At 39.6% G+C, this 13,783-nt stretch carries 11 protein-coding genes and 1 rRNA gene; 3 read left to right on the top strand and 9 right to left on the bottom strand.

The genetic code is table 11. From position 1 onward, the window contains the following. Positions 1–194 (bottom strand): 16S ribosomal RNA (locus tag M5A78_RS14340); the annotation flags it as partial. A 269-nt stretch (positions 195–463) separates the two neighbouring features. Next, positions 464–1,339 (bottom strand): nucleotidyltransferase-like protein, encoded by an 876-nt coding sequence (locus tag M5A78_RS14335; RefSeq protein WP_248735956.1) that lies wholly within the window; start codon positions 1,337–1,339, stop codon positions 464–466. Between the two features lie 151 nt (positions 1,340–1,490). On the opposite strand from M5A78_RS14335, the gene M5A78_RS14330 reads away from it, so the two are divergent. Then, the gene (locus M5A78_RS14330; RefSeq protein ID WP_248735955.1) at positions 1,491–1,832 is read left to right on the top strand and encodes a YgzB family protein; all 342 of its coding nucleotides are present in this window, start codon (positions 1,491–1,493) and stop codon (positions 1,830–1,832) included. 120 nt (positions 1,833–1,952) lie between these two features. Here M5A78_RS14330 and perR read toward each other — a convergent pair whose 3' ends face one another. From perR to M5A78_RS14295, 7 genes are all read right to left on the bottom strand, one after another. Continuing rightward, the gene (gene perR, locus M5A78_RS14325; protein WP_248735954.1) at positions 1,953–2,390 is read right to left on the bottom strand and encodes a peroxide-responsive transcriptional repressor PerR; all 438 of its coding nucleotides are present in this window, start codon (positions 2,388–2,390) and stop codon (positions 1,953–1,955) included. A 259-nt stretch (positions 2,391–2,649) separates the two neighbouring features. Beyond that, positions 2,650–3,198: a cob(I)yrinic acid a,c-diamide adenosyltransferase gene (locus M5A78_RS14320; protein WP_248735953.1), complete on the bottom strand. Its 549-nt coding sequence runs from the start codon at positions 3,196–3,198 to the stop codon at positions 2,650–2,652. A gap of 273 nt (positions 3,199–3,471) precedes the next feature. Further along, a complete protein-coding gene (bcp, locus tag M5A78_RS14315; RefSeq protein WP_248735952.1) occupies positions 3,472–3,939 on the bottom strand; it encodes a thioredoxin-dependent thiol peroxidase in 468 nt (155 codons plus the stop codon). A gap of 84 nt (positions 3,940–4,023) precedes the next feature. Further along, on the bottom strand, positions 4,024–4,419 hold the full coding sequence (locus M5A78_RS14310; protein WP_248735951.1) for an ion channel: 396 nt from the start codon (positions 4,417–4,419) through the stop codon (positions 4,024–4,026). A gap of 141 nt (positions 4,420–4,560) precedes the next feature. Further along, positions 4,561–5,346 carry an ABC transporter permease gene (locus M5A78_RS14305; RefSeq protein ID WP_248735962.1) on the bottom strand — a complete coding sequence of 262 codons (786 nt, stop codon included), beginning with the start codon at positions 5,344–5,346 and terminating at the stop codon, positions 4,561–4,563. Between the two features lie 3 nt (positions 5,347–5,349). Next, entirely contained in the window at positions 5,350–6,141 is a 792-nt protein-coding gene (locus tag M5A78_RS14300) for an ABC transporter permease (protein WP_248735950.1), read from the bottom strand. After that, positions 6,134–7,150 carry an ABC transporter ATP-binding protein gene (locus M5A78_RS14295; protein ID WP_248735949.1) on the bottom strand — a complete coding sequence of 339 codons (1,017 nt, stop codon included), beginning with the start codon at positions 7,148–7,150 and terminating at the stop codon, positions 6,134–6,136. The genes M5A78_RS14300 and M5A78_RS14295 overlap by 8 nt, the downstream gene beginning before the upstream one ends. Positions 7,151–7,310: 160 nt before the next feature. On the opposite strand from M5A78_RS14295, the gene M5A78_RS14290 reads away from it, so the two are divergent. Both M5A78_RS14290 and M5A78_RS14285 read left to right on the top strand, forming a co-directional pair. After that, positions 7,311–8,606: a glutamate-1-semialdehyde 2,1-aminomutase gene (locus tag M5A78_RS14290; RefSeq protein WP_312472543.1), complete on the top strand. Its 1,296-nt coding sequence runs from the start codon at positions 7,311–7,313 to the stop codon at positions 8,604–8,606. Positions 8,607–9,080: 474 nt separating this feature from the next. Beyond that, the gene (locus M5A78_RS14285; protein WP_248735961.1) at positions 9,081–13,553 is read left to right on the top strand and encodes a glutamate synthase-related protein; all 4,473 of its coding nucleotides are present in this window, start codon (positions 9,081–9,083) and stop codon (positions 13,551–13,553) included. Positions 13,554–13,783: the final 230 nt, after the last annotated feature.

Raw genomic sequence — 13,783 nt, 5'->3', positions numbered from 1 at the left:
ATGTGTTGGAAAGGATTATCCGGTATTAGCTCCGGTTTCCCGAAGTTATCCCAGTCTTACAGGCAGGTTGCCCACGTGTTACTCACCCGTCCGCCGCTAACCATTAGGAGCAAGCTCCTAAAGATTCGCTCGACTTGCATGTATTAGGCACGCCGCCAGCGTTCGTCCTGAGCCAGGATCAAACTCTCCAAGAAAGTTGATTAGCTCATAAAAGTTACGTTGGCTTAGTTTCAAATAAAACTAATATTTTTTTGTTTGTTGACGTTTTTGTTTGTTTAGTTTTCAAAGGACAATTTTCTTCATCGCTCATAAGCGACTTTTTTAATATAACATACAACACTTGGTGATGTCAATTTCTTTTTTTCAAAACCGCCACTTACGAAAGCTTTGTAACAACGTTTCGCAGCGACGGTTATTAATATACCAAGTATGAGAAAAAAGGTCAATACCTTTTTTTGTTTTTTTACGATAATTTTTCATGAACACAATAGCAGCGATGAAAAACCCCTTGCCCCTTCGTTTCAATATTAACCACATCTATCAAATGTTTTTCAATTAAATATTCAATAAGCACAGCCAGATCAACAGAATAAGGCATTAAATCTTTTTCATTCATGATCTCATTAAAAGACCAATATTCCTTACCACTTAGTACTTCCAATAGATGTGATGTGCCAATATTTGTTCTAGAATGAATCATAAACTCACTTGCTAAAAACAAAAGTTCAAGTCTTTTCTCAAGCGTTTCCTCACTTTTAACCAATTCTTCATATAATTTATATATTTCTGGTTCAATTTGTTTTACTTGATGCCATACTGTAAGCTCTGGGTGAAGACCGTTCTCTATTACCGCTAATCTTGCAAGATGGTGTAAGGAATGAACAACATAATTATAAGCATCCAAAAATTGTTTACTTTCAAATAAAGCTTTTCCATCGACATAACGACGAATTAATTTGGCAAATTCTAAGCCCATTTTTATTTTACGTCCATTAAAAGGAAATTCCCGCAGTTCCGTTTTTAAATTTTCAACGTATTCGTTCCGGTCGAAAATTATTTTGGCATCCTGAAGCCATTCAAATATTCTTCGATTCGTCCCTAACAATAACCATTCTTGCAGCTGCGCTTCGGTAATGATATGCATCGCTGCCTTTTGGTGGTTGTACGAATACTGTTTAATAAATAAGGGCTGCTCTGCTTCTTTTACGATAACCAATAATATGACATCAAACGAATCTGTTATATGACTTAATTTTAGTTTTTTTTCAACCAACAAGACTCCAAGAGTATTGGTCTGACTCGCCCTTTCTTGATAAATAGGCCGAAGGATGTCTTCCATTCATCATTCCTCCATTTTTTTCATGTAGTATAATATGTTCGACAACGAAATGAAATTTCCTGTTTTCTTCAAAGACAAATTTCGACATTCTCTTCCTCTCATTTTTTCTCTCCTCGTAAATATGGTATAGTTTTCACTAGGAGGGAGTAACATGGCTAAATATTCGAGTAAAATAAATAAAATTCGTTCCTTTGCTTTATCATTAATTTTTATCGGCTTAATTGTGATGTATGCCGGTATCTATTTTCGTACTTCACCACTTATTATGACCATCTTTATGCTTTTTGGTCTACTTTTCATTATCGCCAGTACAGTCATTTATTTCTGGATTGGCATGTTATCGACAAAAACCATTCAAGTAAAGTGTCCGAGCTGTGGAAAAACGACAAAAATGCTGGGCAGAGTAGATATGTGTATGTATTGTCGTGAACCCTTAACCCTCGATCCTAATCTAATAGGAAAAGAATTTGATGAAACCTATAATAAGAAGTAGGGAAAATAAATAGAGGATGACTTAAACCTCCAGGCTTGCAAGCCGCGAAGGTTTAAGTCATCCTTTTTTCACAGAAAAAAAGAGCTGATTTTTTTATAATCAGCCTTCATTCCATCCAAATTAATGTACCTCTTTACTTTCACAATCTGGACATGTACCATAAATTTCCATACGGTGGTTTTCAACTTTAAAGCCTGTCACATGTGAAGCTAGATGCTCTACTTCATCTAAGCCCGGGTAATGAAAATCAACTATTTTCCCGCACTTTTCACAAATGACATGATAATGATGTGATGTAACAAAATCGAAACGGGCTGATGCATCACCATAAGTTAATTCCTTGACAAGACCTACTTCACGAAATACTCGTAAATTATTGTAAACTGTTGCCACGCTCATATTAGGAAATTTCCCTTCTAAGGCCTTATAAATATCGTCAGCCGTGGGATGTGACATCGAGTTTATTAAATATTCAAGTATCGCATGACGTTGTGGAGTAATTCGTACCCCTGTATCCTTTAAGGTATCCAACGCTTCTTTTAACTGATTCATCGCCATGCACCTTCTTTCTAAAAAATATTCTTAGATTATAATTGTTATAATTAATTTTACTAACTAATTTATACTTTTGTCAATATTGTAATCTAATAAAGTGAAACTTCAATCAGTGGAATGCCTTTATCCATTGATTGTTAGTTGAACCAATCGGGCTTTTACGGGCAGTTGTCCCCCCTACCTATCCTTTTTTGTTCCCTTTAAGTCTTGAAGTAGGGTCTTACTGCCCGTAAATGCAGGACAAACAGGAATGTTTCTTTTTTTAACTATGCAATGTCTTTTCAACTGCCCCTAGCTGATGATTCACATAACGAGCGGTCACAAACAATAAATCTGAAAGCCGATTTAAATAGGCCAAAACAAGGGGATTTACATCCTCACCTAAAGAAACCGCACATCTTTCCGATCTCCTTGCAGTTGTTCGTGCCACATGAAAGGCAGACCCAGCAGGATGTCCCCCAGGCAAAATAAAATTTGTTAATTCCGGAAGCACTGCGTTCCAATCATCAATTTGTTTTTCCATTTCCTCAATATCTGATGAATCAAGCGACCATTTTACTATCTTTCCTTTTGGGGTCGCTAATTCTGCACCAACATGAAAAAGATTTGTTTGTATTTTATGATATACCTTTTCAATTATTTCTTTCCCTTGAAAATTTTCCTTATTTAAATGACTTAGCGCAAGTCCAATTAGAGAATTGGTTTCATCACAAGTCCCGTAGGCTTCCACTCGTAAGTCGTTCTTTGCCACCCTTTGTCCGTAAATGAGAGAAGTTGTTCCCTTATCACCTGTTTTGGTATAGATTTTCATTTTATATCCCCCTATGATATCGATGAAGTTTTTTACTACACAATGACTCCTTCTCCTTTGACAGACAGAAAGTAAATATTTTCTTCATCATATCACCTATATATATTAAGAAAACTTGAAATAAAGAAATCCTATTTTAAGCAAAAAAAAAAGGGCCACTATGGACCCAAAATTTATCTGAGGAGGTATGCCCTAATAAAATGATATTCAAATCACGTTTAGTTGCATTGGACAAATGCCTTTTATCGCGAAAATAGGCTTAAAAAATGTGAATTATAAGTTTTCTCGAATAAAAGATAATGCCTCTTCAACATGCCCCTTCACTTGAACCTTTCTCCATTCCTTGACGATTTTACCTTCTTTATCAATTATAAAAGTAGATCTCTCAATTCCCATGTATTCTTTTCCAAAATTCTTCTTTAGTTTCCAAACTCCATAGTCTTCGGCCATTTGGTGGTCCGTATCTGCAAGTAGCATGAATGGCAGTCCATATTTCTCGACAAACTTTTGATGGCGTTCAACTGGATCCGGACTTACACCCAAGATAACAGCATTCACGTCATTAAATTGGTGAGCTTGGTCTCGAAAATCACATGCTTCTGTTGTGCACCCTGGTGTCATGTCCTTGGGATAAAAATAAAGCACTACATTTTTCCCTTTAAAATTTGCTAATGATACTGTTTCACCGTTATTTGCTTCTAATCTAAAATCGGGTGCCTGTTTTCCAATTTGAACTGTCATCTTATTCACTCCACCTTGTAAAATATTCCTATCAATAGCCTAACCAAAGTTGGAAAACAAAACAACTTTTCTGCACGAAAAGCTTTATTTTTCACGTTCAAACATGACTCTGGCAACAAAGGCTGCCGGTAAAGTATAGCCAATTAACGCTTCAGTAACAGCAATAAATCTACCAATCCCATGTGGGACAACATCTCCATTACCTACAGAAAACAACATCATTGCACTAAAATAAAAACTTGTTTCAAAAAAATTATGATTCCCACTTTCTTTATTTGCTTCCACCAGTACAGACATTCCCATCAATTCAAAGAGCAAATAAATAAGACCATAACCAATGATGACAGTTAGGTAGCACATTCCCAGATAAAAAAAATTATGAATCGATACCATCTTACCCTTAACAGTATTTGGTACAAACAATGTTCGGATACTCATGAAAATGCAAAAAATTACGATTGGTAGCAAGAAATAGAACATTAAAAACCACCTCTGATTTCAACGAGAGTTATTCTATTTCTATGCAGGCTTGGACCATAAAATATCAAAAACCAGGCAAAAGCCTGGTTTCATTTTATTAAAAAATTCAAGCTCAACTATTCATGGTCAACTATTGCTTCGTTAATTCCCTGCTCCCCGATATTTTTTGACCCCTTGATTCCATAAGAGAACGGAAAGAATAAAAAAGGTTATGCCAATCACTGGTGTTAAAAACGAATACCAAAACCATTCTTTTTTTCCGAGAAAAAAGGCAGCGGGGTAAACGCCAACGAAAGCAAACGGCAATATCCAGGTTAACACAAAGCGGATTAATTTATTATAAATATTAACCGGGTACCTGCCGTAGTTACTAATATTGTACATCATCGGCATGAGGGACGTTCGTGCATCGGCCCAAAAGCTTATGCACGCTAGCATAATAAAAACCCCACCATAAACAAGCGCTCCACCGATAACAAAAACAATAAATAGAAACGGATCATACCAGTTCAACTTAAGGCCAAGCCTGATGCCGGCATAAAACATGACTGCAAGCCCAGTAATTGCGCCGATTAAGGATTCCAGTTCAAGCCGTTCAAGAATGATTTGAAACAGACTATGGATGGGTCTTGTTAAAATCCGGTCGAATTCCCCCTTCACGATATATCGTTCATTAAAATCCCAAATATTAAAAAAGGCAGAAAAGACCGCATAAGGAACTAAGAAAAAGCCATAAATAAAAATTATTTCATCCCGGTTCCAGCCATGCAGCGAATTAGTGTGGCCAAAAACGACTAATATAAAGACCAGATTGATAGCCTGTGAAAGTAAATCCGAGAAAAACTCAACAAACAAGTCAGCCCGATATTGCAGTCTTGTTTTTAAATACTGCGAAAGATATTGGAAAAACATCGATATGTAAAACAACATTTACCCCCCTTGAATAACCAGCTGTTTCTTCGCCACATGCCAGAGAAATTGGATCGGGATCATTAATATAATTACCCATAATAGCTGCTGGCCAAGCGCTTCGATTGTCTGCTGATGTGAAAAGCCTTTCGTAAAAATCATACTCGGTATATAGCTAATACCTTGAAAAGGAAGGAATTTCATGATACCTTGTGCCCAGCCAGGAAAAAAACTAATTGGCAGGAGTAGGCCGGAAAACAAATCAATGACAACGCGTTTGGCCCGAATCAGACCTGTATTATTATATAAGAAGAAAGTCGTTATCCCCGTTAATAAATTTAGTTGCGTATTAATTAAAAAGCTCAGCAGGATGGAGATGGCAAATAACCCCCACACGCTTAGGTCCCACGTAAACCGGATAGGAAAAACAAAATAAACAATGACCAGTCCTGGTGCTGAGAAGAAAAATAGGCGAAATATCCCTTCCCCCAACCCTTGCATCGTTTTCATTCCGAGATAATTGTAGGGTCTAATTAGTTCTACCGCAACTTTCCCCTCCATGATTTCCATGGCCATTTCACGGTCAAGATTGTTGAAGTAAAACGCTCGGGCCATCCAGGAAATCGCTACATAGGTGGTCATTTGCACAACGGAGAGCCCCTGAATTTGCTCCTTCCCACCATAAATCGCTGTCCATAAAAAATAATAAGCCCCGATGTTAATGGCATAGATAAGAATCCCAGTATAATAATTTGTCCGGTAGGCAAGCATCATTAAAAAGCGGATTCTTATCATTTCTAAATATTTATCCAACTTCTACCGCACCCTTTTCATAAATATTGCGTATGATTTCCTCTGTAGAGGTCTCGTTAATTTTTATATCTTTTATTTTATAAGCGGCAGCAACCTGAGCAATGACCTGTGATATAAGTTCATCGCTGTCTTCGATATTTGCAGTAAAAATCTGTTCCTTTTCATCCCATTCCCACTTCACCGGCATACCGTTTGTTAAATGTTTAACCGTGATGAGATCCACTTTTTCAAGAAACTGAAACTGCAGTTGTTTTCCTTCGCCCAAAGTCTCCTTTAAATTCTTAAGAGCCCCATCATAAATCACCTTTCCTTCATCAAGCATAATGACCCGCTCGCACAATGCTTCAATGTCAGATAGGTCATGCGTGGTGAGAAGAATCGTCGTGTTATATTTCTCGTTGATTTCTTTTAAAAATTCCCGGATTTTTAACTTCACCAAAACATCCAAGCCAATCGTTGGCTCATCTAAGAACAGTAACGGCGGATTGTGAATTAATGCTGCCGCCAGTTCACATCGCATTCTTTGACCAAGTGATAGTTTACGAACAGGCTTATCAAGAAGTGGCTCAATATCCAAGGTTTTAATGACATGATTCATATGCTCGTCATATTGTTGATCCGACACTTTATAAACTTTTTTCAACAACCTGAATGACTCCTGAACGGCGATATCCCACCATAATTGAGACCGCTGGCCGAAAACAACGCCGATGGTTTGCACAAATTTCTCCCGCTCTTTGTGTGGATTCATGCCATTAACACTGATTTGCCCGGAAGTAGGCGTTAAAATACCCGTCAACATTTTGATGGTCGTGGACTTTCCAGCGCCATTTTCGCCAATATAACCAACCATTTCACCTTTTTTCACAGAAAAACTAATATCATTAACAGCCGGGGCAATTTTATAGTTTCTCGTGAATAAATCTCTAAACGCACCAGTTAAGCCGGACCGACTTGAATAGGCTTTAAATTCTTTTCTTAATTTTTGTACTTCAATCGCATTATTCATTCTTTACCTCCCGATACTTACCCTAATGAATTAGTTTAGCTAAATCGAGATGTTAAAACAACTGTCCTGCACTTTATTAAATTTTTTAAAAGTTGAAATAGATAAAGGTCGTAAAAAAAAGTGATAAAATAAGAAAGAAACAATATAAGGAGGAAAAATGGTGCAATTTACAAATTCTGAACGACTACATAGCGAAGCTTTGGACCATATCGTTGGCGGGGTAAACAGCCCATCACGATCCTATAAGGCAGTAGGCGGAGGCGCCCCGGTTGTAATGGAACGCGGTCAAGGTGCTTACTTTTGGGATGTCGATGGCAACCAGTACATCGATTACCTTGCAGCATACGGACCAATTATTACCGGACATGCCCACCCGCATATTACAGAAGCAATCAAAAAAGCGGCTGAATCAGGTGTTCTTTATGGAACCCCAACGCCACATGAAGTGAAATTTGCAAAAATGTTAAAGGAAGCGATTCCCTCATTAGATAAGGTTCGTTTCGTGAATTCCGGAACAGAAGCGGTGATGACCACCATTCGTGTTGCCCGTGCTTATACCGGACGCGATAAAATCATTAAGTTTGCCGGCTGTTACCATGGTCACTCAGACCTTGTCCTAGTTGCTGCCGGTTCCGGTCCGTCAACGCTTGGAACACCAGATTCTGCAGGAGTTCCAAAAAGTATCGCTCAAGAAGTCATAACAGTTCCTTTCAATGATATCGAACCATTTAAAGAAGCATTAGAAAAATGGGGATCCCAGGTTGCAGCAGTTCTTGTGGAACCGATCGTTGGAAACTTCGGAATTGTGGAGCCAAAACCAGGTTTCCTACAGCAAGTCAATGATCTTACCCACGCTGCCGGTGCTCTGGTAATCTATGATGAAGTTATTACTGCTTTCCGTTTTATGTACGGCGGAGCTCAGGATTTATTAGGCATTCAGCCTGATTTAACTGTACTTGGAAAAATCATTGGCGGCGGCCTGCCAATTGGTGCATATGGCGGACGCAAAGAAATCATGGAAACAGTAGCACCGCTTGGGCCTGCCTACCAAGCTGGAACAATGGCTGGAAATCCTGCATCCATTCTGTCCGGAATCGCCTGCCTTGAAGTATTAAAGCAAGACGGTATTTATGATTATTTAGACCGTTTAGGTGCAATGCTTGAAGATGGAATTTTAGAGGCCGCTAAGAAATATGATATTCAAATCACCATTAATCGTTTGAAGGGTGCATTTACTGTTTATTTTACAACTGAAAAAATTGAAAACTACAAGCAAGCGGAAAACACAGACGGTGAAATATTCGCTAGGTTCTTTAAGCATATGCTCCATCAGGGTATTAATCTTGCACCATCAAAATACGAAGCATGGTTCCTAACGATCGCTCATACCGAAGAAGATATTGAAGCAACTCTTCATGCAGTAAACAATGCATTTTCCTTACTGAAGGGTGAATAAATATTCAGTTTTTATGCACAAAAGGGAGTGGAAATCACTCCCTTTTATTTTTGTTTCTAGTTTGGAACCGCTTACAATAAACAACTTCTACGTTTATGCGCCACATTTTCACCCTCAATCCCACATCCACATTTATGTATATTTATTTGATTTCTGAAAATTCTTATGATAATATTATATTATTATTTTTGATTTTACCCTTTGCTTTTGTACCTCGTTAAAGTATTAATCTTTTATTACTGCATTTCATGCCACCATCTTCTTTGGAAATGCACTTCATTCAAAGAATAAACGAACAAAATAAAGGCGGTGTGAGCAGAGCTGAGCTTCACTTAATTCGTCTCCTAATCTGTATATTTTTCACTACGATTGGATATAGCGATTTGTTTTTGCGGCGCTCCGCCCCTTTTCCAAAACTAAAAGTTTCATAGGAGGTGAGCGGCTTTAGCGGATGAACCGATGAAGCCAAACAAGATGACACAAAAATGGACCCCTTCCCTTTTTAAAGATTTCCACAAACACGAGCACGATGCGTGCGGAATTGTCGCTTGCCTTGAAAAGAGCAAACGGCCAACGAGAAAAAATATTTTTGATTGCATAAATGCACTTGGGACAATGAATCATCGTGCCGGTTTTATTAATGGAGAAGGAGACGGTGTTGGCATTCATACGGATATTCCAACAGGGCTCTGGAAGGAAAAATTGCGCGCGAAAGGCCTTGATCCACTTCTAGTCGATAAAGAAGAATTTGCTGTTGGTCATGTATTTATCAGTCAAGAAGCAAACTGGTATCCGACTATTAAACAAGAATTGCTAAAAAAACTAGCAAAATATGAATTAGAACTAGTTCTTGAAACCGATGAAGTAACGGATTCATCAGCCCTCGGCCCAATCGCGATTCAAGAAAATCCGGTTTTTTGGCAGTTTGCCTGTCTTTCATCCAAAAACGGCCAAGAATTAACGAGGGTCCTATTCGAAACTTTAGTCGATTTTGAAACGAACGAACATGTTCATGTTGCCTCACTTAGCCAAAATCATGTCGTTTATAAAGTAATGGGAGCCGGAGACATTCTCCCACGTTATTATCATGACTTAGCAAATCCGCTTATTGCATCGACCATGACACTTGGCCATAATCGTTATTCTACCAATACTCTTTCAAGCTTTTTCCGGGTACAGCCTTTTAGTGTCTTAGGACATAATGGTGAAATTAATACGATCTCGAAGCTTCGTGATGAAGCGAGAATGATTGGTGTACCTCTTGTTAAAGACGGCAGTGATTCACAGGATTTAAGCCGAACGATGGAAACTTTAATTTGCCGTGATGGTTATTCATTATTTGAAGCGATGGACCTATTGTTCCCGCCAATTATCAATGAAATAAAGGCTTATGCTGAAAATCTTCAAGATTTATACACCTATTTAAGAGAAGCCTGGGGACATTTCGCCCAAGGACCAGCTGGAATTATTTCAAGATTTGGTGATGAAGCCGTATTTAGTGTCGATGCACTTGGCCTTCGTCCACTTTGGATGCTCGAAACCGAAAGCTCCTATTTATTTTCTTCTGAACCAGGCATTATCTCTTCCAGTGAATACGTGAATGATCCGAAGCCTTTGGCACCTGGTGAGAAGGTCGGTTTCAAATGGAACGGTGAAAAATTGGAAGTTTATGAGCAGGACCGATATCAGGTTAAGGTTTATAACCGTTTTTCTCAACGGGTGAATATTAGTGGATCTAGATTACGTTTACAGCCGCCGTCACTAAGTAAAACAATTACCATGAATTATCCTGATAAAATCCATAACGGCCAATATAAAGCCTTTGGCTGGGAACGTGATCATATCCAGTTAATCGAACAAATGGCCGAAAAAGGTGTGGAGCCGATTCGTTCACTCGGTCATGACGCTCCGCTCGCTGCCCTTAATCCTGAGAGAGTCAATATTGCTGATTATATTAAGGAAAGTGTCGCCGTGGTCACCAACCCCGCCATTGACCGTGACCGGGAAACAGAGCATTTTTCTACCAGGGTCATTATTGGCAAGCGCCCGACCCTATTTTTTAAAGAACAAACGGAAACGGTAATTGAACTGACTACTCCACTTTTGTTAGAAGGAAAAGCAGGCTTCACTTGTTCGGAGAACTTAGGTCAGCCTAGCTTTGATCAAATTGTCCAGCATTTTCAGGAGAAAAAATTAGCTGCCTTTATTTCAACTACATTTAATAAAAACGAATCGATTGATTCTGCACTAAATAGACTGGCAGATGAAGCAGTTCAAGCAGTAAAGTCGGGAAAAACAATGCTTATCCTTGATGATGCAAAAGCACATCAAGAAGATTTCTATTGGCTGGATCCACTTTTAATTACGTCTGCGATTGATCAAGCGTTAGTTAATGCAGAATTAAGAAGGGATTGCTCCTTAGTTCTTCGTTCAGCTGCGATTCGTTCCCTGCATGACATCATTACTACATTTGGATTAGGAGCAGATTTAATCAGCCCATACTATATGTTCTTAACAGTTTTCGATGAATCGACAAAACCACTAACCAATCTTTATAGTGCACTAACTAAAGGTTTGGAGAAGGTAATTTCAACGATTGGAATCCATGAGCTGCGCGGCTATGGCAGACTGTTCTCAAGCATCGGTTTACACGAAGAGATTGCAAATGTGTTAAACATCGTAAACTTTTTGGGATCAAAAGAATTGGAAGCAGACTTCGAGGCTATGAAGCTTGATGCTGTAAAAAGAGCAGATGATTACCAAAATGACAAAGAGCGTATCGGAAAAACCTTCCATCTGTTCCCGCGCATTTGGAAGGCAATTGGTGAAGTTGCTGCAACTGGTGATTACAAGGTTTATCGTGATAAAATCTCGGAACAAGAAGCGGCGAATCCGACAACCATCCGCCATCTAGTTCAGTTAAAAAAGAGCAATAACCCTTTATCCCCTAACGATGTGGATATACGTGTTGGCGACCATGATTTACCGTTTCTTATTTCTTCGATGTCATTTGGTTCACAGAATGAGACAGCCTTTAGAGCCTACGCCGAAGGCGCTGACCGTTTAAATATGATTAGTTTAAATGGTGAAGGTGGCGAAATTAAGGATATGTTAGGCAAATATCCAAAAACAAGAGGACAGCAGATTGCCTCCGGAAGGTTCGGAGTAAACGCTGAACTCCTAAACTCTTCTAATCTGTTAGAAATAAAAATTGGGCAAGGCGCTAAGCCTGGAGAAGGCGGTCATCTACCAGGCTCAAAGGTTACCGCAAAAGTCGCTGAAGCACGTAACGCAACACTTGGTTCGGATTTGATTTCACCATCAAACAACCATGATATCTACTCTATCGAAGATTTAGCACAAATGATTCTTGAATTAAAAACGGCAAATGACCAAGCAAAAATTGCTGTTAAGGTTCCTGTCGTTCCTAATATTGGAACAATTGCTGTTGGTATCGCAAAAGCAGGTGCCGACATTATCACCTTGAGTGGCTTTGATGGCGGTACAGGTGCTGCGAGAATCCATGCCCTTCAATTCGTGGGATTGCCCGTTGAAATTGGCGTAAAAGCAGCCCATAATGCCCTGCTTGAGAGTGGCCTTCGCCATAAAGTAGAAATTTGGGCGGATGGCGGCATGAAGAGTGCTATGGATGTCATGAAGATCATGCTTCTTGGAGCAAACCGTGTCGGCTTTGGAACATTGTCAATGCTTGCTATCGGCTGTACGACCTGCCGCGGCTGCCATTTGGATACGTGCCATGTTGGGATTGCTACCCAGATTGAATCAGAAGCACAGGCTAAGGAGCACGGGCTAAGGCGCTTTGTTCCACGGCAATTAGAATTAGCCGTTCAAGGGATCATGAATCTTTTCACCGCTTTTGGAAGTGAATTAAAAGCACTGTCTGCATCATTGGGAATCAGAAATCTACAGGATGCTGTTGGTCATTCGGAATTATTGGAGCAAGTAAATGGAGGACAGCAGCTTAGCCTTTCCTATTTGCTAAAACCACTGGAAATTAGCCAATTTACGAAAATAAAAGCTTCGAAATCAATCGAAGAAGTTCAAATGCAAGTAGCAGCAGGAGCAGAATATCTTGATGAAAGTGTGGAACAGCTTCATTCCTCAAGAGAATTCTCCAGTGTTACCTCGGAACAACGGGTACTGGGAAGCAGAGTTTCCTGCCACCGTGTTCGTGGCAGACTGGATGGCTCATACAAGCAGTTGAAACCTGTAAAGCTTAAATATAAAGAAGGTTCCATTCCTGGAAATGGCTTAGGCGCATACAATAGTGAAGGTATCGAAATTACTGTTAATGGCGGCGGTCAGGATGGTGTTGGAAAAACCTCTTTTGGCGGAAATATCCATGTGTTGAAATCTAAAGGAAAAAATGGTCTCTTCCTTAATGGTTCGGTAGGAAAGGGCTTTGGATATGGTGCACAAAAAGGGCTTCTCGTGGCCCAAGGGAATGCCGATGCTCGAGCTGGAATTCGCCTCTCTGGTGCTGACTTAATCATTGGCGGCGCATTGAAAAAACCACTTCCGGAAAAAGAAGCTGGGAATATTGGTGCAAATGCTAATATTAAAGGCTTTGCCTTTGAGTACATGACAAACGGACGCGGTCTTGTTTTAGGAGATCCCGGACCATGGATTTGTGCAGGGATGACCGGCGGTGTCATCTATATCCGCCACCAGCCAGAAATGGGTCTTACCAAAGAAGCAATTAAGCGAAGAATTGCCAAAGGTGCCAAAGTATCTGTTGCGGATATTAACGAAAAAGGCAAACAGGATATTAACGAACTTTTAGGCAAATATACGAATCTGCTTGAGGAGAATGGCCAGGGGGAAGAAGCGAATCAGCTACGTGCTTTGTTAGCTGCCCCTGAACACCATTTTGTTCAGGTACTTCCTGTTAAGGAACAAGCTGACCCATCCGTATCAACGGAGTGATGATAGTACGAACTAGATTTTAAGTCCGCTAATTTCAGCGGGCTTTTTTTGTGGAAAAGGGGCGGAGCGCCGCAAAAACGAATCACTTTAACCAGTTAAAGTGAAATACCCATTTCACTAGACGAAAGATGTGAAGTCTAGCTCTGCTCTCACCGCCTTTATTAGGTGACTACTACTTGTTCTAAATTTATTTCCATGGTACGGTTGGGAGTTGAGGCTCATGATAGTTT

The organism is Neobacillus rhizosphaerae, assembly GCF_937468385.1.
GTDB lineage: Bacteria > Bacillota > Bacilli > Bacillales > Cytobacillaceae > Neobacillus > Neobacillus rhizosphaerae.
This window is presented reverse-complemented; position numbering and strand designations above follow the sequence as displayed.

Bases quoted from the DNA above. Each gene is read 5' to 3' on its own strand.
- bcp (WP_248735952.1), bottom strand. From the start codon at position 3,939: ATGACAGTTCAAATTGGAAAACAGGCACCCGATTTTAGATTAGAAGCA.
- M5A78_RS14295 (WP_248735949.1), bottom strand. From the start codon at position 7,150: ATGAATAATGCGATTGAAGTACAAAAATTAAGAAAAGAATTTAAAGCC.
- M5A78_RS14330 (WP_248735955.1), top strand. From the start codon at position 1,491: ATGGCTAAATATTCGAGTAAAATAAATAAAATTCGTTCCTTTGCTTTA.
- perR (WP_248735954.1), bottom strand. From the start codon at position 2,390: ATGGCGATGAATCAGTTAAAAGAAGCGTTGGATACCTTAAAGGATACA.
- M5A78_RS14285 (WP_248735961.1), top strand. From the start codon at position 9,081: ATGACACAAAAATGGACCCCTTCCCTTTTTAAAGATTTCCACAAACAC.
- M5A78_RS14310 (WP_248735951.1), bottom strand. From the start codon at position 4,419: ATGTTCTATTTCTTGCTACCAATCGTAATTTTTTGCATTTTCATGAGT.
- M5A78_RS14320 (WP_248735953.1), bottom strand. From the start codon at position 3,198: ATGAAAATCTATACCAAAACAGGTGATAAGGGAACAACTTCTCTCATT.
- M5A78_RS14335 (WP_248735956.1), bottom strand. From the start codon at position 1,339: ATGGAAGACATCCTTCGGCCTATTTATCAAGAAAGGGCGAGTCAGACC.